Raw genomic sequence first — 24,988 nt, 5'->3', positions numbered from 1 at the left:
AACATCTTTATCCTCGGTCACAATCAACTGATTCAACCACCTAATATATTTATTTTAATGACAACCGTTTGGCAAAACTAACGCTGATTCAATAACGTTCTCAGCCAATCTTCATCTTTTACCGCTTATTGCAAATCGTCATTCACCACTTGACGCGCTCAAAATCATCTTGTATAGTTAGTCCCAATTAATCCAGAGGAGGATCAGACATGACTCAATTAACAAGTAGTGCTTTGAATAACTGTTGTTGCCGAACTGCGCGCTTATCGCGATGTTCGGCCTGTTAAGCATTGACTTTTTGAGGAGTGTCATCCTAAAAATCAATGTCCAGCATGGCTGGATATTGTACTGGGCGCGAGGAATTCATTCGAATTCTCGCGCCTTTTTTGTCGCTTTTGGCACCCCACCGCAGCGATTGGAGGAATTTATATGCTCATTCAGCACGTTCAAGAACTTATCGGCCACACCCCCCTGATGGCGTTACCCATCGAGGTTCCAAATCACAGTCACATCTATGCCAAGCTTGAAATGTTCAACCCCGGCGGCAGTATTAAGGACCGGCTGGGAGCCTATCTGATTGAAGACGGCTTGCAACGGGGCCGGGTTAACGCCAAGACAACGATTATTGAACCAACTGCTGGTAACACCGGAATTGGTTTAGCCTTAGCAACTCAAGCGCACCACCTACGTACCATCTTAGTCGTCCCAGAAAAGTTCAGTATGGAAAAACAAGTTTTAATGCAAGCATTGGGTGCTGAAATTGTTCATACACCTAGCGAGGAAGGAATCAAAGGTGCCATTCGCAAAGCTGAGGCACTAGCCGCAACGATTTCCAACAGTTACGTCCCCATGCAATTCAAGAATCCGGCTAATCCCGCGGCTTATTACCACACACTGGCACCAGAAATTCTGGCGGACATGCCTGCACCTATAACCGCCTTCGTCGCTGGAGCCGGTAGCGGTGGGACATTTGCCGGAGTAGCGGCTTATCTTCAAGCCCAAGATTCAGCAACCAAAGCCGTAGTCGTTGAGCCAGAAGGTTCCATTTTAAATGGTGGACCGGCTCACGCACATCGTACTGAGGGAATCGGCGTCGAATTCATCCCACCATTTTTCGATCAGGTTCGCATCGATCAGACACTGACCATCGCGGACGATGATGCCTTTGCCCAAGTTCGACACCTAGCCCGTGACCACGGTTTACTGATTGGCAGTTCTAGCGGCGCTGCGCTAGCCGCTAGTTTACAACTTGCCACCAACCTGCCTGCCAATAGTCATATCGTGACCATCTTTCCAGACAGTAGTGAGCGTTATCTGAGCCAAAAAATCTATACGAAATGAGGACTTTAACAATGAAATTTGAAACCCAATTAATTCACGGTGGTATCAGTGAGGACGCCACTACTGGCGCGACTTCGGTACCCATCTACATGGCCTCGACCTTCCGCCAAACAAAAATCGGTCAAAATCAATACGAATATTCACGGACGGGAAATCCAACCCGGGCCGCCGTCGAAGCATTAATTGCCACCCTCGAACATGGCAGCGCTGGCTTCGCATTTGCTTCTGGCTCCGCTGCCATTAATACCGTCTTCTCAATATTCTCGGCTGGTGATCACATTATTGTGGGAAATGATGTCTACGGTGGCACCTTCCGCTTGATCGACGCCGTTTTGAAACACTTTGGCATGACTTTTACAGCCGTAGATACGCGTGACTTGGCCGCCGTTGAAGCCGCAATTACCCCCACAACTAAGGCGATTTATTTGGAAACACCGACGAACCCGTTATTACACATTACGGATATTGCTGCCATTGCGAAGCTCGCGCAAGCACACGATTTACTGAGTATCATCGACAACACCTTCGCCTCCCCATACGTCCAGAAGCCCCTGGATTTAGGCGTTGACATTGTTTTACACAGTGCTTCCAAGTATCTCGGTGGTCACAGTGATGTTATCGGTGGCTTGGTTGTCACCAAGACGCCAGCACTTGGCGAAAAAATCGGCTACTTGCAAAATGCCATCGGTAGTATTTTGGCCCCGCAAGAAAGCTGGCTATTACAACGTGGTATGAAGACTCTGGCATTGCGCATGCAAGCCCACCTGAATAATGCCGCTAAAATCTTTACTTACTTAAAGTCTCACCCAGCAGTTGCTAAGATTTACTATCCAGGCGATCCTGATAATCCCGATTTTTCGATTGCCAAGCAACAGATGAATGGCTTCGGCGCAATGATCTCGTTTGAATTACAACCAGGAATGAACCCCCAGACCTTCGTTGAACATTTACAAGTCATCACGCTCGCCGAAAGTCTCGGAGCATTGGAAAGTTTAATTGAAATTCCAGCCTTAATGACTCACGGTGCCATCCCACGCACAATTCGGCTACAGAATGGCATCAAAGACGAGCTGATTCGCTTATCAGTCGGTGTTGAAGCCAGTGACGATTTGTTAGCAGACCTTGAGCGCGGGTTCGCTAGCATTCAGGCAGATTAAGCTGGTGTTTCAGACGGCTCGTGCCATTCTCAATCGTGACCCCGCCGCGATCAATTTGCGGACAGTTATGTTGACCTATCCTGGTATTCACGCGCTCGCCTGGTACCGGGTTGCCCATTATTTTGAAACACACCGTTTACCATTATTGGCCGCCTTGCTGAGCCAACATGCGGCCCGGCGTACCGGGATTCTGATTCACCCGGCCGCGCAAATTGGTCACCGGGTCTTCTTTGACCATGGTATTGGTACTGTCATTGGTGCAACGGCGGTCATTGAAGACGACGTTACAATTTTACACGGCGTCACTTTAGGCGCACGTAAAACCGAACAAGCTGGGCGCCGGCATCCCTATGTTTGTCGCGGCGCTTTCATTGGTGCCCACGCCCAACTCTTGGGCCCTATTAAGATTGGCGCCAACAGTAAAATTGGTGCTGGTGCGATTGTTTTAGACAGCGTTCCCGCCCACGTTACTGCGGTCGGTAACCCGGCCCATCTAGTTGCCACTCAATTACATGCTTATCATGAAGCAACCAGCAATCAAGCTTGATTCTTATCAAAACTGCAGCTTATAATAACCGGTTGCTGGTATCAGTTATTGTATCAACAATAAAACGTACTTATAAAATCAAAATTGATTTTATAAGTACGTTTTTACGTTACTTTGAAAATTCATTAATTTCATGTTGCTTATCAAGTGACAACCACCGTCATCAGCGAATTAGTTCTAATTGTCCGTCACTAGCCATATCCGCCAAAACCATTTCTTTAGTGAATTCGGGCGCATCATTAACTGTCGCTTGCGCTAGTATCGCCGTAGCAATTGCAAAATCCGTTGTTTTTTGTAGTGACCACCCCTCAATCAGGCCAGTAATAATGCCACTTGCAAAGGCGTCACCACTACCGATTCTATCCAAGATCATCAATGGCCGAGCTTTGCCGACAACTAGTTGTTGGTGCTGATAACTAAAACCAGCAAACCACTTTTGCTGGCCAACTTGATAACGATAACTTCCCGCAAAATAGTCAATGTGATAATCACGCACAAATTGTTCATAGAGTGCTGCCTCGGATTCACGATTTGCAGATTGAGTGCGATCTTCATCATCGGGATAATCTAATAACGCCGTCAAGTCTCGTTTACTCCCAAATACAATATCCACATATGGCAGAATTTCCTGATATCGCGCTTTAAGCGTCTCATGGGCGACTCCCGTATTGAGCTGCTGACGATAATTGAAATCAAAACAAACGCGTTGTCCGTTCGCATGAGCCTGTTGTGCTAACCGTAGCGCGGCTTGGCGAACTGGCGCAGTCAGACTCAGCGTGATACCGCAGATATGCACAAACTGACAGCCAACCAACGCCGCCGCAATTTCCTGATCATCAGGAGGCTGCTGACAGAATGCGCTACTGAGCCGGTCCTGATAAGTGACCCGCTCCGGCCGCGACCCGTACCCAAGTTCGACGAAATAAGCACCCATATGTTGTCCACCAAAGGTAACGTAGTCATCCTGAATGCCATATCGTCGAAGTTCGCCCGCTGCTCGTTGACCAAGTGCATTGTCTAGTAGACGACTCAGTAGTCGCGTGCGATAACCGAAGTGTGTCAAACTACTTAATAGATTGACGCCAGTGCCAACGGTGCTCATTCTCAGCTCATCAGTCTGTGTCAGTATTAAATGTTCGGGCACAGTCAAGCGAAGTAACACTTCCCCAAACGCTAGGATTTTCATAAGTCACCGCCCATTAGAATTGTTTCATTATCGTCAGCAATTGGGCGACCGCTTCCGGTTGCGTCTCACCAGTAGTTGCATCGATAATCGAACTGTATACATGGGGAATAATCTGCCGTACCCCAGCGGCGACCGCAATCTGTACAATCTGTTGGAAATTAGTGAGATCCAGTCCACCGGTTGGTTCTAGACCAAATTCATTGTCAGCACACGCCGCAGCCACTGCTTTAAATTCTTCTAGGTGAGCCGTTCCTTGCATTGGAAAGTACTTCAGTGACGTCCCGCCCATATCCTTGAGCATTGTAATTGCGGTTGCAACGGGAATATTCGCTTTTGCTGACTGCGAACTAAGTGGCCCCGTTGCCACATTGACCAAACCGACTTCACCACTCGGCGCGACTAGCCCATTAATCACAGTATCGGCTTGACCTAGCAACGCCCGGCTAGTCGCCACACCAGTGAAGACTTGATTAACATGTTGTGGCTGGATTTCTGCGGCAACTCGCGCCACCATTGCACTTTGTTGCGGTGAACCAGCACCTAAACCAACCGAAACTGCATTGTTCACTGCGGCTTGGTAACGCCGCATATCAGTAATGGCAGACTCATCACTCAGATAGTTTTTCGTGAGGACACCCAACACCACGTGTCCTTCCGCAGCTGCATAACAAGCTTCCGCGTTCGTCACTGAATTAGCCAATACGTTCAAACAAATCCCATTTGGTAAATAATTAGGTGTCAGTTGCATGTGCTTTCCTCCTCAATAATGGTTCGTAATCGTTCAACAATTTGTGTCATTTCAGCACTTGTCAAAGCGCGGATATCAAATTCAATCAGTCCTTCGTTAACACGATATTCTCGTGGATAAATGGCTGGTCGACCTTGCCGTAACGCCTGACAGATTTTGGCCGCTTCAGCAATCCGCACACTCGCTCTAAAAATATCACGCCCAGCGCCGTCTTGAACCATTTCAACCTGGACATTCGGTAGCGTTTGTAATTCCGCAATAAAGGGGGCTAAGCGGGCTTTCATCGATGCGCCACTCTCGGGACCGGTTGTTAAATATTGTTCGACGGCAGCTACCAAACCAAGAATGTTTTCCTTACCGATCTTCATGGCCCGACCGATACCGTAGTTCTGTTGTCGTGCCCATTCGACGTACGTTTGACGTCCTAGAACCAGCCCAGATGCCGGCCCCGAAATTGCCTTAGCGCCACTGTAAATCACAACATCCACGCCTAATTGTAAATACCGACGAAGATCGCCTTCTGCCGCTGCATCTAACACCAGCGGTAAATGATGATCATGCGCCACCTGCAGGGCATCCGCAATCGTTAGCATGCTCTTTTGAACAGTATGGTGACTCTTAATGTAAAGGATTGCGACCGTTTGTGGCGTGATCTGCATTGCCAACTGCTCAGCCGTACATCGATTAGCATAACCGGCCAACACGGGTTGGGCTCCCGCAACCGCGAGCATCACATCAACAGGGGCCCCATAATCAACATCATGTCCAAGTGGCATGATAACCTCCCGTTGCGTGATCTGCGTTGTATATGGATGAGTCACATGATAGGCGTTACCACGACCAATAATACCGGCCAGCACTTGCGCAATACCGGCCGAAGCAGAATTGACGATCAACGCGTCCTCACTGCCGATTAAATCTGCCAAATAACGACCCGTCTGAACGGTCAGTTCGGCCATTTCAAAAAAGTTCTGGGCGCCCTGCTTTTGGGCGGCCGCAACTTGATCACTGACTTGAGAAACGCCTAAAATCGTCATCTTCCCATCCGCATTAATTACGGGATTCAACCCGTATTTCTCATAAATATCCATGTATTCACTAACGTCCCCAGTGAGTAACTATCTCACCGATGGCACGGTTTCCTTTCGTCATAATTAGTTTCACTTGTCTACACCACACGTGTAGACCCTTCCGGCAATAACACTGTATGTGGGTATGACTTGGGTGGGCGCAATTCGCTCTTCTCCCGTTGAATCAACAACGACCTGGGGAGCCGTCACTGTCTGAAAGATTGTAAGATCAGCATCGTAACCCCGACAAAGCTGCCCCTTATGGGTTAATTTGAAAATACGTGCCGGATTGGTGGTAATCATAGGAATAATTTCCTCAAGCCGATATCCTAGCAATAGTAGCTTTTCCACACAAACTGCCAGACTATAAACTGGTCCATTCAGACGGTTACGATAATAAATATCTGAACTTAATGTTTGTGGAAATAGGTGTGCGGTACGGGCAAGCGCTGCTGTTCGAAAACTGAAGCTATCGGTCCCATGACCGACATCAAAAATAAGGCCCTTTTGATACGCCTTCCGAACATACTGTGCGACTTCACCCGTGGAATTCACAATACCGTTCGGCTTGCCGTTAAAACAGTGTGTTAAGACATCGCCAGGCCGCATTAACGCGATGATTGCCGCCAATTCAGGGGGATTACTACCAATATGAACCATTAACGGCAACTGAGCCGTCAGATCCGCTTGATATTGTTTCGCTACTCGGAGTGGCTCGACACCATTGTCGCCAACTACTGATTTACTGACCCGTACTTTCAGTCCTACAATAAAGTCTGGATAACGTTGAATCGCTGTTCGTAGGGCTGAAAATGAAAGCTGGTTCAAATCGGCCAGCTCATCTTGAGCCACAATGCCCGTACGCGCAATATTAAGCAAGGCATAAACATTAGTAGCCGCCCGATGCGCCTGCTGGTACAAATCAGCCACATTATCCGCACCGGTGGAGCCCGCATCAATAACGGTGGTCACACCCGTTCGATAACCGATTGCATCGGCGTCGTCATAATAAAGCGCCGCGTGCGCATTGCAGTGCGTATGATCATCAATCCAGCCAGCTGTAATATAGCATCCCTGGGCATCCAAAGTTGGACAGCCGACTGGGACAGTCAGTTCAGTCCCCACTTCCGCAATGACTCCGTCAGTGATTAAAACTGCCACGGGCGCACCGCTAACATCTCGGCCATTATGAATATATAACTCAGTCATGAGCGACCTCAAAGGAAAATTTCGCCCACGGCCCGATTGCATCCAATAATACGAGTTGGTCAGGATTGATCGTTGCCACCAGATTCTTCCGAGTATCTGTGTGTGGCTGTTGCACAATTTGTAATTCATGTTGATATTTACCGAACTGCTCATTGCCAATCACAACATCACCGCGTTGAAAAGTGTGCCGGTCATCGTTGACACGATTAAAATCATGATAGCGTTTGCGAACCTCTGTTGACCGAATCGTTATATCGTTGATATCGCCACGCCGCTCGTGCAAATTATCGAGTAAGATCTGGCGTTCTACGGGCTGGATGTCCGCACTAGGGGTCACCGCAAACGTGATTTGATAGCGGTTAAGCGCGCCGAGCTTTTGCAAATCTTCCTGCTTCGCATAGGCGTTACCAATGAGCACACTATCAATTAATCCTGTCGAAAAGAGGTGCTGTACTTGTACTTGTAGCGGCCAGTCACGGTGCATCTCTAAAGTCGGTAAGCCATCATTGATATCCCATGGACCGATTGTTGCGCCTGGCGCCGTGACAAACGCTGCCGTTTCAATTCCAGCTCGTTTGAACCGGCGTGAACACGCAACGAAAAAATCAAAGGGCAACCCCGTTCCACGTTGCGGATAAAAGTTATGGCAGCCATAAAGAAACGGTCGATTGGCACTGTATGACAAAATATTAGACAAATACTCAACGTCGTTACTCATGTTCAGTTCAAGATTAAGTCCCTGTGAGTTATACGATAACCAGGCTTCTTGATGCCCATCAAAGCCGGCGTCTAATCGGATTGCATCCGCTCCTAATGACGCAAAATAGCTTAGATCCTGATAGGACACACCTAGTTGGTCAAAAATATTCGGGGACACATCCAGGGTCGTGGTGAAGCCCAGCTGATGCGCCGACTGAATAATCCGCTGATATTTCTCCGTAACTCGTTCTTTACCGTCTTGTACTTCCAACATACTGACGAACAGTCGCGTAAACCCATAACTGGCAGCGACCTTTAAATAAGCCTGGTCGCGTTCAAAGACACTGTGATCTGGGTACAACGAAATTCCTAATGTCCGCTTCGTCATCCGCGTTTCCCCCGTTCCATTGCTTCAAAAACTTGCAGGTAGCGGTTCGCAATAATTGTTGCAAAATAAATCGTCACTACTATGGCAATCACAGCTGGTAAATGAAGCCAGCCGACTAGCCCGACCGTTACAAGGATACTCAGTAAAGCACGCCACAAAGTCTGACCCGTTCGTGCTTTGATCAAATATGCTGGCATCACCCCCCGACTCACTAACCATTCACTGCCGATTACGAATGCTGCTAATATCAATATTCCAAACATGCTATCCCTCTATTCTTTGCTAAGCTGTTGCTTCTCAAACACTTTGAAAAACGGATAATAGATAACAAGGTCAATGACAAAGTTAACACAAGAGAGTATCAGCGCCGGAACACTCCAATTTGTACTAATAAACGCACCGAGTGGTCCCGGAACAGTAAACGGTAACCTGGCCATCATCATCGGAACGACGCCGGTGATTGTCAACACGTAAGCTAAGCTTCCAGTAATTAAAGGACCAATAATAAACGGAATCCCTAGAATCGGGTTCATCACGATGGGTGCCCCAAAAATAATCGGTTCGTTAATATTAAACAGACCGGGTAACAAGGACAACTTGCCTAGATCGCGCAAATAGGTCGATTTAGAAAACATAAACAACACAACCAACGCTAACGTCCCTCCGGCTCCACCAATCCAAATAAACCATTGCAAAAATTGTTCAGTAAAAATGGTCGACAGATTATGGGCGCTCGTGCCACTAGTGAACTCGCTCATATTTTGGGCAATCGACATTTCCCAGAACGGCCGGATAACGGGGTCCATAATCGCAGCCCCATGAATCCCTAATGTCCAAAATCCAGTAATGAGAAAAATCGTCAGTAGACCACCAAACAAACTATTGCCTACCAAAACACCTTTGAGGGGCATCAGTAGCGTGCTTAAAAATGAGGAAATATTAAAGTCCAAAAGATAGCGAATGCCCCAAAACAACACTAGGATAACGGCAGCTGGGACTAAGGCTACGAAGGAATTAGAAACTTCTGGTGGTACCCCTTCTGGCATTTTAATGGTAATATTGCGATTCTTTAAATAACGAAAAATTTCTACCGTCAATAATCCCGTAATAATCGAGCCGAACAACGACGAGGCACTCAAGTTAGCAATGTTAATGTATCGCCCACTGCTAATGACACCGCTAACATTTATAGTCACGTGAACTGGTACTGCGGTCGACACGAGAAATGCTAAGACGGCTAAAACACCATTAGTTAATTTATCTAACTGATAACTTTCGGCAAGTGAAGATGCGATTCCAAACGTTGCGTACAAGGCCAAGATTCCAACCGTATAACGAAACGGCACGTCCAAAATTTCAGCGTAAGGCGCCAAAAAGTTAGCCACCGCTTCAATCGGCATATTATTGAGAATGGTAAAGAACGAGCCGACAATCGTTAATGGCAGCGTTGAGATAATTCCTTTTCTAATCGCGGTCATATGCCGCTGCGTGCCGACTTTATTCGCTACTGGCAAAACTTTAGCATTTAACATGTTGATAAAGTTATCCATATTACACCAGTCATACAAATATGGTATGCGTAGAAGTCTTAGGAGCCTCCGCGCCAAGAAAGTTTGTACATTTCCTTTCATGAGTTTACCAATGAGTGTATTGTTAATTACGCAACATCAGCAATCCTGACCAACCAATGCTGCTACGGTCGCTGAGCTAATAATCAACATCCGTTCCACCCCATATTTACTTTCTCATGGAACAGATTCAGTGCTGGTTTCGACAAAATTCACGTATTATTTTCAGAATGGCGTTCCCTCCTTTTGGCAAACATCATAACATTATAATGTTATGATGTAAAAAATAGTGAAACCCAATCGTATTTTAAACTTGTTGGTTGGACCAGCTGATATAAACACCATTTTTATCCCTCGCCTATCTCTAAATGTCTGAACACACCTTTTAAGGTCCGCTGAAATAAGGCCATTGCCCCAGCATTAACGGCAAGGCCCCAGTCTTCACCCAACATATTCGGCCACTGTTATCTGCATAGCATCCGCCTGAACTTCCGACCTGATAAAAATGCGCTGACCACCACAGTGCATCAGCGCATATCAGACCAAGTATCGGTTCAATTTATAAAACGTCATAATTAATTTGATACGGGACAACATCCGTTTGATAAGTCGCAATAGAAAATTCAACTAGCCGCTGGTGACCATCATACCCCTTACGTTCGCGCCGAATCGCTAATGGCGTTTGACTTTCAAGCAACGCCCGCTCACTATCAGCCAGAGTGACAGCCCTGAATTTATCTTGAAAATGTGTAATCGTCTGACCATTCTCCTGTAAAATCTTATACAGTGAACGATGCCGAAGGGCCGTTAGTTTAGTAGGAACCAAAGTATTCGGTAAATAATGATCGACAACCGCAAATGGTTTTCCATCTAATAAATAACGGCGCTTAATACGTAACATCGTCCCTTGAGACTCGCTGGGTAGCAATGCAGGGACAGCTGGCACGCGTTCAATTTTGATCAACTCTTTGGTCAACTTTCCTTGCTGGCCGACCGTTGCCGTAAACGACTGCGTCTGCGTCAACTTGTTAAATAGATCGTTACTAATAACGCGCGTGCCAATACCACTCTTCTTCTCCAAGTAGCCCTCACTGACCAAAACTTCGACCGCCTTGCGAATGGTAATCTTGCTGACTTGATAGTAACGTTCAAGTTCCCCTTCACTTGGAATTAAGCCACCTACTTCATAGTCACCATCTAGAATCCGTCGTTTAAGATCTGCGGCAACTTTTTGATATAGAATTTTTGTTCCCATGCTATCGTTACCTTTCACGTACATAAATTATTAATATAACTCTATTACATTTCGATCTAAAACACCAGATTACAAAACTGTCAAAATCGGTTTATTAAGCGGACTTAACAATCAAGTTTGGCCGTCAGACTCTGTCAGCACTTCATAATTATTTGTATAAATAATTTAAATAATTTTTTTGAGTGCCACGCACAAAGTCTTAATAAAAAATAAGGCCTATCAGTGGCTAAACGTGCTTTCACTGATAGACCTTATTCATAAATATTTAACGACTTATTTAGCCAATAAACTTCGCTGCAAATTCGCTGAATTGCTTACCAGCACCAGCTAAGAATGATTGGGTGCCTTCATTTGTGATATGACCATTTTCATCAGCTAACTTATCAGTATTACCGATGTACAATTCTGGTTGTTGCATCGTTGGCATGTCTAAGAAGACCAAAGATTGACGTAAAACATGGTGTGCTAAGACGCCAGAGATACCAGAGATCGATTGGGAAGCAACCAAAGCAGGCTTGCCGCCCCAAACACTTTGACCCCATGGACGTGAAGCAACGTCCAAAGCATTCTTCAAGGCTGCTGGGATGCTACGGTTATGTTCAGGTGTGACAAAGATGAACGCATCTTGAGCCGCAACGGCCTGACGAAATTCTGTATATTCTACGGGTGAATCCGCATCGTAGTCTTGGTTATATAGTGGCAACTTAGCGATATTTAAGTACGTTACTTCAGCGTCGTCTGGTAACCCAGCAACGATGGCTTCAGCGACCCCTTTAGAATAAGAATTTTTACGAATAGAACCTACAATTACACCATATTTTGTCATATCAAACAATCCTTTCAAAACTAATTTCTTCGTTTCACTTACTAATAGTAAGTATATCAAGTTGTTGAAAAAGTGCAACCATTTTAGCCTATCAATTTTCAAAATCACTTGTTCAATCGCCAAAAAACGTTGTTAAATCAAGACTTACGCTCCAGAAAAATATTTTAGTCTATGTCTAATTACCGACAGAAAAGGTCATCGGAGTATCAATGATTCCGATGACCCTTTCTTTATTTTCAATACACGTCTAATCGTCACGCATTTCAGCGCGATATTTGATCAACCCTTCGTTTAAAACCATCAAACATCTAAGAAATCTTGATAATCATTATCAACTTGTTCAACATACGCCGTGGCCCATTTAGCCATGGCTTCATCAAACTTCGCCGAATTTCCAACGTATCCCCGAATCATGGCCGCCGTTGGACTTTGCGCGTGAGCCTTTGCCAAAATCATTGCGCACGTATTTGCATAGGCTTGGAATTGACCCCAGTCTAGGGTTGGAATATCAATGGATTCCTTCATATCCCGAAATTGACGGACATAAAAACTCTTATTTTCCATTTGGAAATAGCCCAGGAACGCATCCGAGGTTGCTTGTAAAATGCGTTGCGAACTGACGATCCGTTGCCCTTCCGTCAATTCCATGGCGGCCGTTAACGCTGGCCGCGACTGGCTCCCGACTTTCCGCGTTGGTAAAGCTTCCTTGATTTGTAACACCATATGGCTACCATCCGTACTCGTCAGAAGAACCAAGTAACATAGTGACCCAAAACTCCCGACGCCCACACTATGCCGAATAATATCAGTAACTTCATATTGCGACAACAGCAAAGCGACATCGGTCCGTACGTTCAATAAATACTCGCTAATTCCGGCCTTTAGCCCTTGATAAGTTTGCCGATCAATATGGACAGAACGGGGCGCGTTCTCCTTAAATTGCCGTTCACCGCGACTATTAGTGACCGTAAACTTACGCACAACTTGTTCTGAATTACGTTTTTGAGCCTTTTTAACCAAGGATGCAATTAAATCGGCCGTATCTTCGGGAGCACCACCGAAGTTCAAGACAGCCTGAACTTCGTTATCGCGATAAAAACGGTCTAACGTCGTCTGATCAAACATCCGTTTGAGTGCTTCCCGATAACTCGCACTCGCCGCCTGTATCAATTTTTCGACCTTTTTTGGTTTAAAGTTAGAATCACGAGCAGCTAGCAACACACTAACTAATAACCGACGTAAATCCCATTCCCACGGATGGACGCCAGCTTCGTCAAAGTCATTTAAGTCAAATACCAGTCGCCGTTCTGGTGACGCATAGAATCCAAAGTTACCAATATGAGCATCGCCACAAACTACGGCGGGAATTTCAGTGGACGACTGGTAATCCAAATCGTAATCCATTAACTCAACTGATCCCCGGAAGAATGCAAAAGCCGAAGCGGACATTCGTTCACGCCGCAATGGTAATAGTTCTGGTACCAGCATCTCCCGCACATGTTTCAGATAATCACTGGCGTTTCGCTTCACCGGTGTAAATGTCCCTAATTTTTCAAATGGGGTGACTTGGCGCCGCGCCTTTCCTAGCGCAATTAATTCAGCAACCGTATGATGTTGTCGAATATGAGTTAAATCAAGTGGTGGCATGAGTATCAAATCCTTTTATGATTTACTAATTTTATTATAGCGATATCTTCCAACGATAGAAAATAATTCAGCTAGTTGAGCCCGCTTCTCGCGTCCCAATTATTGACCAGCTGACGCCAATTTACAAGCAATTTTCATGATAAAACGGCGATTCTAGTTGACGTACCCCTCAAAGTCACCTACAATTTAAGTTATAAACGATACCGCTTTCAAAAAGCGAGGAGGTCACGTATTATGGCAAATTCTGAAAAAACATTGGTCCTAGTTAAACCCGATGGTGTCAGTGAAGGACACATTGGTGAGGTTATCACCCGGTTAGAACGCAAGGGTTATCAAATTGCCGCCTTAAAGGTTATTAAAGCAACCGCGGAGCAACTTCAACAACATTACAGTGAGAAGGTTGGTAAGCCTTACTTTAAGGAAATCGAGACCTACATGATGGAAGGTCCACTCGTCGCCATTATCGTAAGTGGTACTGGCGTCGTCAAAGCGGTGCATCGTTTAGCTGGTAGCACCCGGCCTGCCGAAGCACAACCTGGCACAATTCGGGGGGATTTCTCTCATGAATATCCAGACGGTATTTTACGAAATGTTATCCATACCTCAGATAGCCGTGAAAATGCGCATCACGAAATTGCAATTTGGTTCCCCGAATTAGCCGTTAAAGCACGAAAAGCAGACAACAAAGTAAAAGCCTAGCTTCATTTTTAACATCACGATTACGCAATTCGCAATTACTGATCAATGGTCTGAACGCCATTGCGTCCAGTAATTGCGAATTTGTATACACTGGATGTTTTCCGTCACAACGTTAGTAAAGCTTCCAAAGATAACCCGTAAACTGGCCCAACTAACTGCCAACACGCGCCGAAATTTTCGCACTAATCGTTCGCACTAGTTATGATTAAACCAATCAACTAAATGGTTTGGGGGAATCATTATGAACATAGTCGTTGGACCATATGTACGGCGGCCGCGGGCTGTCAAATCGGACCCGCGCAACACCAGTAAATTTTCGATGTTTAATTCGCTACGACGAATTGATGAATGCCTAGTCTTGATTAAACGTACTGGCACACCAGGATTAATTGATTCAACTGCAACGTTAGGTTTGAACCTAACCCACTTAATGGGATTGAATGTCATCGTAACTAGTCGTGGACGTTCCTTCACCATCATTGTTCAAGGTCGGCAGCGGTCGTTCACGCTGACTGGCTGTCTCATTGAAGACACGCTCTACAACGCCGTTCACCCAGCACAACCAGACTATCTGATTTCACTAAATCGCCAGCTCATTACCAATAGTGATGACTTAATTGAGCAACTCTATGACCACTATTAGCTGGCCAGCATCACGCACCAAAGGCTAACCCACCGTGTGGGTTAGCCTTTTAAATTGCCCCATATTAAATGATCAGTTGAACGACTTTAAGCAGTGTCGCGGATGGTTTAGCCGGAATCTTCATCTTTTGAACGGCTGGCATTGCTGTGTGAACATTTTGGGCAACCGGACCCACTTGCGAGCGTTGCCCCGAACGACTATGCGCAACCAATACAGTATTATCCGCATTCCGCGCGTATATCACACTATTAGTAGCATCTTGTAAATCATCACTATAAATCTGGGTCATTTGGTGATGATAGACCGCGCTGTGCGGATCGTCTGGCTGAATTCGCTGTCCGGCCGCAATTTTGCGGATATGTAACGGGGTTGCCTCGTTGATGACCCGAGTCCCCTTCAGGTGTAGCCAAACTTGTGCGGCTTCCACCTTAGCTGCCGGAAAATCACTAAGTTGTGGCTGACGGATTGCCTTAAACGTTGCTGCGGTACTACGCTGCAGCCGACGTTGATGATAGGTCCGGCGCTGGCTTGTATGCCGTTCAAGCTGCACTTGTTCCCACACCAAACAAGCACCAAAGAGGACGATACCGACCCGTAATGCCCAAATCAATTTTTTCAATGATTAGCCCCCACTTTACCATAATTACGCTACTTAATTTAACATGGTCTTAGCTAATTATATTGGCAAAGCCGGTAATAATTTAATTATTAATAGAGCAGTCGCACCAACTCGCCATTTCTAGTTGCGCTTCCCCTTAAACTATTAACGATTTCTAACTTGACAGCTAAACTGATTTATTGTCAAAATCACTATTTAAATATTTTATTTTATGATGGCAATACAAACATTTTGATTATCGCGATATACTTAGACGAGCATTAGCTTTTTCAATAAGGAGGCACTACTGATGAACTCATTCAAGAACCCACTTATGACAACACCCTATCTGCTAGCCATAATCGCCACACTGACGATGCTAGTTAGTCCACTGACAACGGTTGTTATATCAGTACTGATATGGTTGTCGGGAATTACGCTGGTGTGGTTACACCGCCAGCAACGATGGCTCCGCTTCTTCTACGCACCCGTGTTTTTGTACACTTTTTTACTAGAACAATGGTATTTCTCCCCATCAACCCAGCCACTGACAGAAACGATTCTAATTAACCTCGCAATTCTTGGCATTGCCATTTTCAGCACATGGGCAGCTTATCAATTACGTCATAACGCGTAAATTACTCACCAAGAAAAATAAGTCCCCCAGATGCGGTAACCGTTTCTTGGGGGACTTATTGATTGCTTCAACAGCTACCGTTAAATAACGCTCGTTAGGCAGGCTTCACTTCGGCTAGTTTTTGATCCAGATATTTCTTCAATGCTGCTTGGGGATGAAAACCAACCACCTTTTCAGCGGGCTGGCCATTCTTGAATATCACTAACGCCGGAATACTCATAATCTCAAATTGTTGCGCAATTTTCTGATGTTGATCAACGTCGAGCGAAGCAAATTTCACTTGCCCATCGTACAGTTCATCTAACGCTTCAAGCACTGGTTCCTGCATCTTGCAAGGGCCACACCAATCCGCCCAAAAGTCAACCACAGTTAACGCGGTACCATCAGCCACCGTCGCAAAAGTCGTCTTATCGACTGGTTCGATCATATCTAATCCTCATTTCCAATTGATTTCCGTTCTATCATAGCATGTTTTCCCACAAAATTATGACTTCCGGGTCTGAATCACGTACATAGGTCACAAAATCTTGGTATATCGGTGTTCTACCAATCAAAAATTCGATATAATAGCGTTATAGAAACGATATAACCTAAAGGAGGAATTTTTGTGTCCACACAAACAATCAGTCCCGAACAGGACTCCGAATTAGTCGCTTCCGTCGCCGCTGAACAACTCGGTATTAAAGCCGTGACGTTGCGCAAATATAGCACCATGGTTGAAAAACAGCTTAACGATGAAAATCGCTTCCGCCCGGCCGATAACAGTCATCGCTTATATACAGCCGCTGATTTAAAAACTTTTCAGGCGGCCATCGAACTCGCCGAACAGGGCACAACGTTAGCCACTGCGCTAGGACGGGCATTTGGTGCTAAGGTCCCGACATCCAAACAACCGGCGGCAACGACGACTCAGTCTGAGAAACCAGCGCCTGCAACTACCACCAAGTCGCCCCTCATCACGACAACCACCGTCGATCCCAGCAAAATGGCACCAGCGGCCAAGCCAGATGGCCCGACTAATGCTGAGCTCTATAAGCAGCAAGAAATGATCATCCGGCGCTTAGATTCACTCAGTGAACGCTTAAACCAAGTCCTTGACCAACTTGATCAACAAGCCAGTCAAGCGGCCAAACCTTGGTGGCATTTCTGGGAAAAGTAGCCATATGCTGGTCAACATACTTGCTCATCAGACTTACTTCGGTAGGGTAAGCATTACCTACCATCCAAATTAACGCGTGCTGCCAGTCTTAAAAATAAGCTACCTACCGTTCATCGTTCCAGTTAACTCGCCTAGCGATGGCTGCTATCAAGTGGTTCTTTGTCAGGCAAGACGCAAAAGGCGCCCAGAATTAAATTTCTGGGCGCCTTTTGCAGCTAATTACCATGGCGGTTAGTAATTAGTTTTTTTATCGAACTACTTTGTTGCAGCTAAGTGCTTTTCGTACGCAGCTTTGATTTCATTAACTAAATCCTCATCTTTCAAGTCAGTTGTTTCGCGAATGACTTGTTCGATTGGTTCATCCTTCAATAATTGTTGTAACTTAACACTTTCACTATCATTAGGATAGTTGAAGAAGAACATTTCACCAACTGTATCAACTAAGGCGCTGTAATCGCGACCACGTTCCTTCAATTCCCGAATTGGGCGAATGAAACGTTCGTTGAAACCTAATTTCCGAATTGGTGTCCGGCCGACCCGTTCAATATCATCAGAGATATATGGGTTTTCAAACCGACTCAAAATCTTCTTTTGATAAGCATGGTGTACTTCAGGATCAAAGCCCCACTTTTGAATCAACAAGTCGCCGGTTTCACCTAAAACGTGCTTAGCTTGGTCAACGACACTGTCATCCTTGACCGCTTCGCCAATCGTCTTGTAGCCTTTCATGTTACCAGTATAGGCTACGGTGGCATGACCAGTATTAACGGAGAAGAGTTTCCGTTCAATGTATGGTTCCAAGTCGTCAGCATAATCAACACCCTTTAATTGAATCTTAGGGTTTTTCATCTGGGACTTGTCGATAACCCATTCCTTGAATGGTTCAACTGAAACGAACAATGGATCATCATGCTTTTGAAGCGGTACGATCCGGTCAACAGCGGCATTGGGGAAGCCTGCATTTTGGTCAGCCCAAGCTTGTTCGTCTTCATTTAATGATTCATAAACGGATTTCTTTAATGACTGACTCCCGCCAATCATGTTTTCACAAGCAATGATATCAATTGGTGTCGTATTGTTGTTAGCTTGCCGTAACTTTAACCCGTCAGCAATTAATGGCGCGATGAACTTCAAGATCTTAGGTCCAATCGCAGTCGTAACCATATCGGCTTGGGCAATTTCTTCAGCAACCGCCTTAGGATCCTTACCGTTGTTAATACCCTTAACATCGTGAACTTCAATATGTTTTTGACCTTCTGCAGCCAATTCAATGGTATAACCATTCCGTTTGTTTAATTCGTCAATCAAAGTATCATTAACATCAACGAAAGTAATCTTAAACCCGTTGTCAGCCAAGGTTTCGCCAATGAAGCCCCGACCAATATTCCCTGCGCCAAAATGTACGTCTAACATGCTAATCAACTTCCTTTAATAGATTTATGATTTCATCTTCAGATTGAGCGTCCGCTAACTTAGCAACGTTGGCAACGTCGCTGCAGTATATGGCAATCTGAGACAAGAGGTTCAAGTGTTCACCGTTCAACCCAGCGATCCCGAAGATAACCGTTACAGTCTTATCATCATCGTTATCATCTGGATTACCCCAGCTCACACCCATTGGTACTTGGACCACGGAAATCCCGGTCTTTTTAATATACTTCATGCCATCTTCAGTACCATGGGGGATGGCAATGAAATTACCCATATATACGGAGACATCCTGATTACGAGCCTGCATTGCATCAATGTATTCTGGTTCGACACAACCGCCATCGACCAATAGTTGACCGGCTAAGCGGATGCCTTCTTCTTGCGTAGCCACTTGCTGGTTCAACGCAATCATTTTCTTATCTAAAGCTTCCATTGTTTTCACCTACGCTATTTCGTTAGTTCGTTCAAAAATGCTTTACTAATTAATTGATAAAGTTGCTGGCGATCGCCAGTCATAAACGTCTGCGTATTGGCCTGACTTTCAATGACTAGTGCGCTTAACTTACCCATCAACCGATTTTCAAAATCGCTGATATTGGCGGGCCCGAGCATTAGGACGATTCGCTGCAACCGAATCGATTGGTTGTCCATACTCTTAAATGGTAATGGCTGGTCAAGTTCGAAAATCGCACAATATGGTGCAGTGACTTCCTGACTTAACGTATGCACCAACGCCAAGTTCGTATTGGGAATACCGACCGGCGCCAGTCCTAAGCGGTGTAACAACCGGCCCGCAACTTCTAGCGGATCATGAATCAAGTTCGAATCAATATGCCGCGTGATCTTAACTAGCATCTCGGCCACCGTCTCATCATCGTTGCGAATCGGCGTGATAGTGAAACGGTCTAAGATCTGTTTAGCAATCGTCATCTGTTGGTAAACGGTGTCAAAATCCAAGTTGATTTTCGTCGGCTCATCAACCGGTGAATCGATCACTTTGGTGCTTGGAAAATACTGATGAATATATTCCCGTAAGGCAGTGACTTCGTTTTCTAGTAACAGTGGGCTGACAACGCGGTAATTCAACTTAAATCCCGGTAACGTTGTCGTGGATAAAATCATGTCAAAGTCTTGTAAATTAACTTGGCCTAGATTACCAATCCGTGCAACCTCGATAGCCGTGATTTCAGGTACTAACCGCATCAGTCGCGTTTTCAAAATTCGCGCCGTCGTCATCCCATTCGGGCACAGGACCAAAACCTTGAGTGCTTGGTGACTCAACTGTTGCTCATACGTACTAGCAAAGTGAATCAACAAGTACGTCAACTCATCAGTTGTAAAATCCTGGTCTTTAAAAATCGTTGCGAAGCCGCGCACCACCGCCGAATACAGCTTAGGATACTGTTCACGGACCTCTTGTAACTCAGTGGTTGGCGGCACGGGACCATTAACACCGTTACGTTGTAGGGCAATTTGCATATGTGCCGTCAAGTTATTCAACAAGCGGTCATCCGTCCCAAACGACCAGTTAAAGTTAGTCGCAACCGCGTCAATAAACTTTTTGACCCGATACGTTAGTTGCAAATCATAATTCGATAGCGACGCGTCTTGATCGATTCGAAACGTCAAGCCCTTAATTTGCTGGGCGAGAAAATCAATTTCAGCTCCCGTCACCACCGTCTTAATCTCAGCGGGTAGTTGGGTCATAATTGCCAGAGCAATCCGTTGATATTTCAAGAAATCATCCCGATTGATCCCGCGCAAATATGTGACCCGACGTTCATGCTGTAACCGCATTACTCCCGTCGTCAACGTGATGATCAACTGTTGTAGCTGACCATCCGGCACCGAAGAAAAGTACTTTTTCTTCAAACTTCGCACTGCTTGATAACAGATAATCAACGTTTGGGCGTCCAGTAAGTTCAAAAAATACGATTGCTCATCACTTGCTGATATTGCTAAGCCTTGGTTCAACTTCCCGATTGTTTTAAAAAACTCGTAGTCGTTGATTTCATTATTCAAAATGGTGGCAAACAGATTGCGAATACTACCCTCAGTCCCCGCCACCTGAATCCCCCGGGACTTCAACCGTTCAATTGATAAGTCGTAGTCGGCGAATGGCGTTGCTAATGCCGTCAAATCGTTTGAAATCGTTGCAACGCTCACATCAAAGTCAAGCGCAAGTTCTTTTAATTTTACGGAATGGCCCGTCATCAGTAACCGACAAGCTAGGGCGTTTTGCCGCGTTTGTGAGTCAAACGCCGGTGCAATCTTCCGCTCTGCTGTCAATTGGCTTTGAAACTTGGCCAGGGCCGTCTGTGATCCACTTAGTTGAAAGTGATGCTTCTCATTAACAATTTTCAAATCAGCATTGGCTAATACCAATTCCAAATTACTGAACTCGCGATAAATTGTTCGGCGACTACTATTGAGACCGGTTTCAATCTGACTCATTGAAAGGCCGGCGGGATTCGCTAGTAGCAGCTGTAGCAACTCATCTTGACGTTGTGTAAACTTAACCATGATGCCACCTCATACGATAATGGTAATAATATCATTTTATTTCAATTCTGATACCATCTTATCATATTTAGGTGAACTCAATAGATCGTCAGTAATTAATACTTGGACCTGCGTGTAACGGGTCTTTAAGTTTTTAGCTGCTTCTGCACTTGAAACAACTAATAAACTATTATTATCAGCCAATTCGTCAATTCCTAAGTTCTTAACACTCACATGCTTGTTGGCTTTCTTGACCCGATCCTTCATCAAGGACGTTGCCATTGTGGCTGTTCCTAAATGACCATCGTGGTGAACAAAGACAATTTCATCAACAACACTCAAATCTAAGTTAGCTGGTAGGTCGTCGGGTGCAGCCGTCGTTGCTTGTGGTGCTGCGGATGCAGGTGCAGCATCGCTAACTTGATCACGAGCCTTTAAGTTAACCACAACTTGGTCATACTTTGGACTGCTCAAGAAGTTGTCAACGGCTAACCGTAAGGCGTGTGGTGCTTTTTGAGCCGCCCGATCAGCTAATTCGTTTTGCGTAATCACTAATAAACCAGGTTCGTCTTTCAAATTGCTAATCGCCGTGTTGGTGACGGACATGCTAATGCCAGCCTTCTTGACTTTATCCCGTAATAAGGAAGCCCCCATTGCGGATGATCCCATTCCGGCATCACAGGCAAAGATAATATGGTCAACATCTTTGTATGAAGCAATCACATCAGCTGGTTCAGCGTCAGTAGCACTGCCGGCTTCAGTATTGCCGCTCTTCATATCGCTCATTTTACCTTGAGCAGCGGCTAAGTCATCATCACTGGTCGACTTATCACGTTTCAAGACAATTGCGGCAACGATAAATGATGCTAAGGTTGCTAACGTTACCCCGATAATTAAACCAATGTAGTTAGAAATACTCTTTGGTGACATTAATAGTAATGAAATAATGGAACCAGGTGAAGGTGTTGAACGTAAACCAACGTTTAGTAAACTGAATGTGGCTGTCCCAGTAACCCCACCAGCGATAACAGCTAGGAACAATGCTGGCTTCATTAATACGTATGGGAAATAAATTTCATGAATCCCACCAAGAAAATGAATAATAATCGCACTGGGTGCAGAAGCCTTAGCAGTCCCTTTACCAAACAAGGCAAAGGCTAATAAGACCCCAAGACCTGGACCTGGATCTGGTTCGAGCAAGAACAGAATTGACTTACCCGCACTAGATGCAGCCTGAATCCCAAGCGGTGTTAAGATACCTTGGTTAATCGCATTGTTTAAGAATAAAATCTTGGCTGGTTCAATGAAGACGTTGGCTAATGGCAATAGCTTCATCTTAATGATCCAGTCAACACCGGCAGCCATAGCAGCACTTGCACCAGCAACCAATGGGCCGATTGCAAAGTAACCCAGGATTGCTAGTAACATCCCGATAATCCCAGCGGAGAAGTTGTTAACCAACATTTCAAACCCGCTCTTAATCTTATCGGAAATGGCGTCATCCCACTTCTTAATGCACCAACCGCCTAAAGGCCCCATAATCATGGCACCGATAAACATTGGGATTGAAGAACCAACGATGACCCCCATAGTGGCAATCGCACCAACGACCCCACCACGATGACCGGCAAACAAAGTCCCACCAGTAAACGCTATCAATAATGGCAATAAATAATGGACCATTGGTTGAATCATCTTAGCTAATCCAGCATTAGGCCACCAACCACCAGCCATAAAGATGGCGGTAATTAAGCCCCAAGCAATGAAGGCGCCGATGTTCGGCATAACCATATTACTTAGTGCACTCCCAAATTTTTGAACGCGTGCCTTAACGCCCAGTTTCTTTTTCGCAACAGGAGCGCTTTGGGTTGCATTCGTATTTACATTTTCACTCATTAGGTAAAGCTCCTTCCTTTTTCTTAACAACTTAATCATATCCATCGGGGTAAGCGGTTTCAAGAACTTCTAGTTAGACCCGTGGCACAGGAAACTGTGCCACAATTAAACTCACTAATTCACAAAGTTAAAATTTGGCACAGTATCGATAAAAACTTTTATATCGGCAATACCAGCAGACTAATTAAACTTTTTTCGTCAGCTATGATTTAATTTTCACAATCAAATTCAACATTTTATGCAGAAAACACCTGGCAATTCTCTCATCATTTTATTATTTAAATGATTACGAATACGATTTAACGTTGAAATCCCCCCGCAAGCTCCTATACTTATAATTAACTAAGGAGTGACCTATGTAATGAAAAAAGACACTGATTGTACCGAAATATTGGTTGGGAAAGCTGCTAGCATGGATGGTTCGACCATCGTTGCCCGCAACGAAGATGGCTACGGCCCAATTAATCCGATTAAGTTTATTGTGCACGAAGCCCACGACCAAACTAACGCCAGCTACACTTCCGTAACTACCGGCGTCACCGTTCCGCTGCCTGACCATGCCTACCGCTACACCGCAACCCCCCAAGCCGATCAAAGCGATGGGCAGTACGAGGAAGCTGGGATCAACGAATTAAATGTCGGGATGAGCGCAACTGAAACCACTGCCACCAATGCCCGCGTACTCGGTTATGATCCGCTCGTCCATGATGGCGTAGATGAAGAAGTCATGGTCACCCTCGTTTTACCCTACATTAAAAGTGCTAAGGAAGGTGTCCAACGCTTAGGTGCCCTAATTGAAAAATACGGAACTGGTGAAAGCAACAGTATCGCCTTTAACGATCACGACGATATCTGGTTGTTCGAAACCGCTGGTGGTCACCATTGGGGGGCAGTTCGGATGCCCGAAGACACCTACGCAATTGTTCCCAACCAAACCGTGGTGCAAAAGATGGATCTCAACGATACCGACAATTTCCTAGGTGCCAGTGATTTAGTGGACTTCGTTGAAAAGTATCACCTCAACCCAACACCCGGTCACTTTAATTTCCGTGAAATCTTTGGTACCCAAAGTGAGGCGGATGCTTATTACAACACTCCACGAACATGGTATGGTCAAAAACTATTTAATCCCGAAATCGAACAGAATCCCACTGATCAAAACATGCCGCTATTCCGACAACCAAGCAAAAAATTGGCTATTGAAGACGTCCAGTTCTTCTTATCTTCACACTATAACGGGACGCCTTACGATCCATTTGGCACTTTCGCTTCTGGTAACGCCCGTGAACAAACACGTTACCGGTCTATCGCGATGGATCGCAATCAGTGCTCATCTATTCTGCAAATCCGGAATGACGTGCCTGCTAAGCAAGCCGCCATTCAATGGATCGCACTAGGTTTCTTCGCTTACGCCCCATACGTGCCCTTCTTTACCAACATCAATGACACGCCGATTGATTATCGCAATACAACTAGCACGGTCAGCGTTGATAACGTCTACTGGTTATCAAAAACGCTCTCCGTCTTGATTGAACCACACTGGCATGAATTTTCTGAAACGGTCAATGCCTATCGCGACGGGTGCCAATCATATGCCCGTGGCCGGGTTGCCGCAACCGACGCAGCCATTACCGGCAATCCGACCGATTTCTTGACCAAAGCCAATAGCGAAACCGCCGCCGAAATTTCCAACCGGACCCATGCGTTGTTTGATACTTTGGTTAAGCAAGGGCTGTTGTTATCGAAAACGACTTGGGAAAAAGGACAAAATCTATAAAAAAA

The 24,988-nt window shown here is 45.4% G+C and carries 24 protein-coding genes; 8 read left to right on the top strand and 16 right to left on the bottom strand.

Annotated elements, in window-relative coordinates; genetic code table 11:
- Window positions 1-429: 429 nt before the first annotated feature.
- From ACOV1R_RS02795 to epsC, 3 genes are read left to right on the top strand one after another with little or no spacing between them, the layout of a single operon-like run.
- Window positions 430-1,341: a PLP-dependent cysteine synthase family protein gene (locus tag ACOV1R_RS02795; RefSeq protein WP_015379705.1), complete on the top strand. Its 912-nt coding sequence runs from the start codon at window positions 430-432 to the stop codon at window positions 1,339-1,341.
- An 11-nt stretch (window positions 1,342-1,352) separates the two neighbouring features.
- Window positions 1,353-2,498, top strand: coding sequence for a trans-sulfuration enzyme family protein (locus ACOV1R_RS02790; protein WP_097557967.1), 1,146 nt, complete (start codon window positions 1,353-1,355; stop codon window positions 2,496-2,498).
- A gap of 4 nt (window positions 2,499-2,502) precedes the next feature.
- Entirely contained in the window at window positions 2,503-3,045 is a 543-nt protein-coding gene (gene epsC, locus ACOV1R_RS02785) for a serine O-acetyltransferase EpsC (RefSeq protein WP_016511223.1), read from the top strand.
- Window positions 3,046-3,208: 163 nt separating this feature from the next.
- Here the strand turns inward: epsC and ACOV1R_RS02780 are convergent, their stop codons facing one another.
- From ACOV1R_RS02780 to ACOV1R_RS02735, 10 genes are all read right to left on the bottom strand, one after another.
- On the bottom strand, window positions 3,209-4,231 hold the full coding sequence (locus ACOV1R_RS02780) for a sugar kinase (RefSeq protein WP_217203147.1): 1,023 nt from the start codon (window positions 4,229-4,231) through the stop codon (window positions 3,209-3,211).
- A gap of 13 nt (window positions 4,232-4,244) precedes the next feature.
- Complete coding sequence (gene dagF, locus ACOV1R_RS02775; RefSeq protein WP_011100938.1) at window positions 4,245-4,979, bottom strand: 2-dehydro-3-deoxy-phosphogluconate aldolase; 735 nt, start codon at window positions 4,977-4,979, stop codon at window positions 4,245-4,247.
- The gene (locus tag ACOV1R_RS02770) at window positions 4,970-6,070 is read right to left on the bottom strand and encodes a DgaE family pyridoxal phosphate-dependent ammonia lyase (protein WP_097557968.1); all 1,101 of its coding nucleotides are present in this window, start codon (window positions 6,068-6,070) and stop codon (window positions 4,970-4,972) included. The genes dagF and ACOV1R_RS02770 overlap by 10 nt, the downstream gene beginning before the upstream one ends.
- A gap of 69 nt (window positions 6,071-6,139) precedes the next feature.
- Window positions 6,140-7,258, bottom strand: a complete 1,119-nt coding sequence (locus ACOV1R_RS02765; RefSeq protein ID WP_015379700.1) for an amidohydrolase/deacetylase family metallohydrolase — start codon at window positions 7,256-7,258, stop codon at window positions 6,140-6,142.
- On the bottom strand, window positions 7,251-8,345 hold the full coding sequence (locus ACOV1R_RS02760; RefSeq protein WP_016511221.1) for a DUF871 domain-containing protein: 1,095 nt from the start codon (window positions 8,343-8,345) through the stop codon (window positions 7,251-7,253). Before ACOV1R_RS02760 ends, ACOV1R_RS02765 begins: the two co-directional genes overlap by 8 nt.
- Entirely contained in the window at window positions 8,342-8,608 is a 267-nt protein-coding gene (locus ACOV1R_RS02755; protein ID WP_011100934.1) for a hypothetical protein, read from the bottom strand. Before ACOV1R_RS02755 ends, ACOV1R_RS02760 begins: the two co-directional genes overlap by 4 nt.
- A gap of 9 nt (window positions 8,609-8,617) precedes the next feature.
- Complete coding sequence (locus tag ACOV1R_RS02750; RefSeq protein WP_016511220.1) at window positions 8,618-9,895, bottom strand: PTS sugar transporter subunit IIC; 1,278 nt, start codon at window positions 9,893-9,895, stop codon at window positions 8,618-8,620.
- Between the two features lie 577 nt (window positions 9,896-10,472).
- Window positions 10,473-11,168, bottom strand: coding sequence for a GntR family transcriptional regulator (locus tag ACOV1R_RS02745; RefSeq protein ID WP_013355137.1), 696 nt, complete (start codon window positions 11,166-11,168; stop codon window positions 10,473-10,475).
- Window positions 11,169-11,445: 277 nt separating this feature from the next.
- The gene (locus ACOV1R_RS02740; protein WP_011100931.1) at window positions 11,446-11,994 is read right to left on the bottom strand and encodes an NADPH-dependent FMN reductase; all 549 of its coding nucleotides are present in this window, start codon (window positions 11,992-11,994) and stop codon (window positions 11,446-11,448) included.
- A 300-nt stretch (window positions 11,995-12,294) separates the two neighbouring features.
- Window positions 12,295-13,641 carry a DUF2252 domain-containing protein gene (locus tag ACOV1R_RS02735; RefSeq protein ID WP_003641832.1) on the bottom strand — a complete coding sequence of 449 codons (1,347 nt, stop codon included), beginning with the start codon at window positions 13,639-13,641 and terminating at the stop codon, window positions 12,295-12,297.
- A gap of 234 nt (window positions 13,642-13,875) precedes the next feature.
- On the opposite strand from ACOV1R_RS02735, the gene ndk reads away from it, so the two are divergent.
- Both ndk and ACOV1R_RS02725 read left to right on the top strand, forming a co-directional pair.
- Window positions 13,876-14,340, top strand: coding sequence for a nucleoside-diphosphate kinase (gene ndk / locus ACOV1R_RS02730; RefSeq protein WP_011100930.1), 465 nt, complete (start codon window positions 13,876-13,878; stop codon window positions 14,338-14,340).
- A 241-nt stretch (window positions 14,341-14,581) separates the two neighbouring features.
- Window positions 14,582-14,983, top strand: coding sequence for a hypothetical protein (locus ACOV1R_RS02725; protein WP_003641830.1), 402 nt, complete (start codon window positions 14,582-14,584; stop codon window positions 14,981-14,983).
- A 64-nt stretch (window positions 14,984-15,047) separates the two neighbouring features.
- Here ACOV1R_RS02725 and ACOV1R_RS02720 read toward each other — a convergent pair whose 3' ends face one another.
- A complete protein-coding gene (locus ACOV1R_RS02720; RefSeq protein ID WP_003641829.1) occupies window positions 15,048-15,602 on the bottom strand; it encodes a hypothetical protein in 555 nt (184 codons plus the stop codon).
- Window positions 15,603-15,891: 289 nt separating this feature from the next.
- Here ACOV1R_RS02720 and ACOV1R_RS02715 point away from each other — a divergent pair, with 289 nt between their 5' ends.
- The gene (locus ACOV1R_RS02715) at window positions 15,892-16,218 is read left to right on the top strand and encodes a hypothetical protein (RefSeq protein ID WP_003646379.1); all 327 of its coding nucleotides are present in this window, start codon (window positions 15,892-15,894) and stop codon (window positions 16,216-16,218) included.
- Window positions 16,219-16,312: 94 nt separating this feature from the next.
- On the opposite strand, the gene trxA is transcribed toward ACOV1R_RS02715, so the two are convergent.
- Window positions 16,313-16,645 (bottom strand): thioredoxin, encoded by a 333-nt coding sequence (trxA, locus tag ACOV1R_RS02710; protein WP_013355134.1) that lies wholly within the window; start codon window positions 16,643-16,645, stop codon window positions 16,313-16,315.
- Between the two features lie 180 nt (window positions 16,646-16,825).
- On the opposite strand from trxA, the gene ACOV1R_RS02705 reads away from it, so the two are divergent.
- Entirely contained in the window at window positions 16,826-17,377 is a 552-nt protein-coding gene (locus ACOV1R_RS02705) for a hypothetical protein (RefSeq protein ID WP_015379693.1), read from the top strand.
- A 255-nt stretch (window positions 17,378-17,632) separates the two neighbouring features.
- On the opposite strand, the gene ACOV1R_RS02700 is transcribed toward ACOV1R_RS02705, so the two are convergent.
- The 4 genes from ACOV1R_RS02700 to ACOV1R_RS02685 are packed head-to-tail and all read right to left on the bottom strand — an operon-like array spanning window position 17,633 to window position 23,206.
- Entirely contained in the window at window positions 17,633-18,790 is a 1,158-nt protein-coding gene (locus ACOV1R_RS02700; protein ID WP_003643700.1) for a mannitol-1-phosphate 5-dehydrogenase, read from the bottom strand.
- Window position 18,791: 1 nt separating this feature from the next.
- Window positions 18,792-19,241, bottom strand: coding sequence for a PTS sugar transporter subunit IIA (locus ACOV1R_RS02695; protein WP_003641824.1), 450 nt, complete (start codon window positions 19,239-19,241; stop codon window positions 18,792-18,794).
- 14 nt (window positions 19,242-19,255) lie between these two features.
- On the bottom strand, window positions 19,256-21,331 hold the full coding sequence (locus tag ACOV1R_RS02690) for a BglG family transcription antiterminator (protein WP_003643698.1): 2,076 nt from the start codon (window positions 21,329-21,331) through the stop codon (window positions 19,256-19,258).
- A 36-nt stretch (window positions 21,332-21,367) separates the two neighbouring features.
- Window positions 21,368-23,206 (bottom strand): PTS mannitol-specific transporter subunit IIBC, encoded by a 1,839-nt coding sequence (locus ACOV1R_RS02685; protein WP_015379691.1) that lies wholly within the window; start codon window positions 23,204-23,206, stop codon window positions 21,368-21,370.
- A gap of 361 nt (window positions 23,207-23,567) precedes the next feature.
- Between ACOV1R_RS02685 and ACOV1R_RS02680 the strand changes: the two genes are divergently transcribed.
- Window positions 23,568-24,983, top strand: a complete 1,416-nt coding sequence (locus tag ACOV1R_RS02680) for a C69 family dipeptidase (RefSeq protein WP_015379690.1) — start codon at window positions 23,568-23,570, stop codon at window positions 24,981-24,983.
- Window positions 24,984-24,988: the final 5 nt, after the last annotated feature.

Origin of the sequence: Lactiplantibacillus sp. YT640 (assembly GCF_049745435.1) — a bacterium.
GTDB classification, from domain to species: Bacteria; Bacillota; Bacilli; order Lactobacillales; family Lactobacillaceae; genus Lactiplantibacillus; species Lactiplantibacillus plantarum.
Note: the sequence above shows the minus strand (reverse complement) of the source record. Positions and strands in the feature narration are given on the sequence as shown.

Excerpts from the sequence above, each read along its gene's own strand:
- ACOV1R_RS02795 (WP_015379705.1), top strand. The coding sequence starts at position 430 with ATGCTCATTCAGCACGTTCAAGAACTTATCGGCCACACCCCCCTGATG.
- ACOV1R_RS02790 (WP_097557967.1), top strand. The coding sequence starts at position 1,353 with ATGAAATTTGAAACCCAATTAATTCACGGTGGTATCAGTGAGGACGCC.
- ACOV1R_RS02780 (WP_217203147.1), bottom strand. The coding sequence starts at position 4,231 with ATGAAAATCCTAGCGTTTGGGGAAGTGTTACTTCGCTTGACTGTGCCC.
- dagF (WP_011100938.1), bottom strand. The coding sequence starts at position 4,979 with ATGCAACTGACACCTAATTATTTACCAAATGGGATTTGTTTGAACGTA.
- ACOV1R_RS02770 (WP_097557968.1), bottom strand. The coding sequence starts at position 6,070 with ATGGATATTTATGAGAAATACGGGTTGAATCCCGTAATTAATGCGGAT.
- ACOV1R_RS02765 (WP_015379700.1), bottom strand. The coding sequence starts at position 7,258 with ATGACTGAGTTATATATTCATAATGGCCGAGATGTTAGCGGTGCGCCC.
- ACOV1R_RS02760 (WP_016511221.1), bottom strand. The coding sequence starts at position 8,345 with ATGACGAAGCGGACATTAGGAATTTCGTTGTACCCAGATCACAGTGTC.
- ACOV1R_RS02755 (WP_011100934.1), bottom strand. The coding sequence starts at position 8,608 with ATGTTTGGAATATTGATATTAGCAGCATTCGTAATCGGCAGTGAATGG.
- ACOV1R_RS02750 (WP_016511220.1), bottom strand. The coding sequence starts at position 9,895 with ATGGATAACTTTATCAACATGTTAAATGCTAAAGTTTTGCCAGTAGCG.
- ACOV1R_RS02745 (WP_013355137.1), bottom strand. The coding sequence starts at position 11,168 with ATGGGAACAAAAATTCTATATCAAAAAGTTGCCGCAGATCTTAAACGA.
- ACOV1R_RS02740 (WP_011100931.1), bottom strand. The coding sequence starts at position 11,994 with ATGACAAAATATGGTGTAATTGTAGGTTCTATTCGTAAAAATTCTTAT.
- ACOV1R_RS02735 (WP_003641832.1), bottom strand. The coding sequence starts at position 13,641 with ATGCCACCACTTGATTTAACTCATATTCGACAACATCATACGGTTGCT.
- ndk (WP_011100930.1), top strand. The coding sequence starts at position 13,876 with ATGGCAAATTCTGAAAAAACATTGGTCCTAGTTAAACCCGATGGTGTC.
- ACOV1R_RS02725 (WP_003641830.1), top strand. The coding sequence starts at position 14,582 with ATGAACATAGTCGTTGGACCATATGTACGGCGGCCGCGGGCTGTCAAA.
- ACOV1R_RS02715 (WP_003646379.1), top strand. The coding sequence starts at position 15,892 with ATGAACTCATTCAAGAACCCACTTATGACAACACCCTATCTGCTAGCC.
- trxA (WP_013355134.1), bottom strand. The coding sequence starts at position 16,645 with ATGATCGAACCAGTCGATAAGACGACTTTTGCGACGGTGGCTGATGGT.
- ACOV1R_RS02700 (WP_003643700.1), bottom strand. The coding sequence starts at position 18,790 with ATGTTAGACGTACATTTTGGCGCAGGGAATATTGGTCGGGGCTTCATT.
- ACOV1R_RS02695 (WP_003641824.1), bottom strand. The coding sequence starts at position 19,241 with ATGGAAGCTTTAGATAAGAAAATGATTGCGTTGAACCAGCAAGTGGCT.
- ACOV1R_RS02690 (WP_003643698.1), bottom strand. The coding sequence starts at position 21,331 with ATGGTTAAGTTTACACAACGTCAAGATGAGTTGCTACAGCTGCTACTA.
- ACOV1R_RS02685 (WP_015379691.1), bottom strand. The coding sequence starts at position 23,206 with ATGAGTGAAAATGTAAATACGAATGCAACCCAAAGCGCTCCTGTTGCG.
- ACOV1R_RS02680 (WP_015379690.1), top strand. The coding sequence starts at position 23,568 with ATGAAAAAAGACACTGATTGTACCGAAATATTGGTTGGGAAAGCTGCT.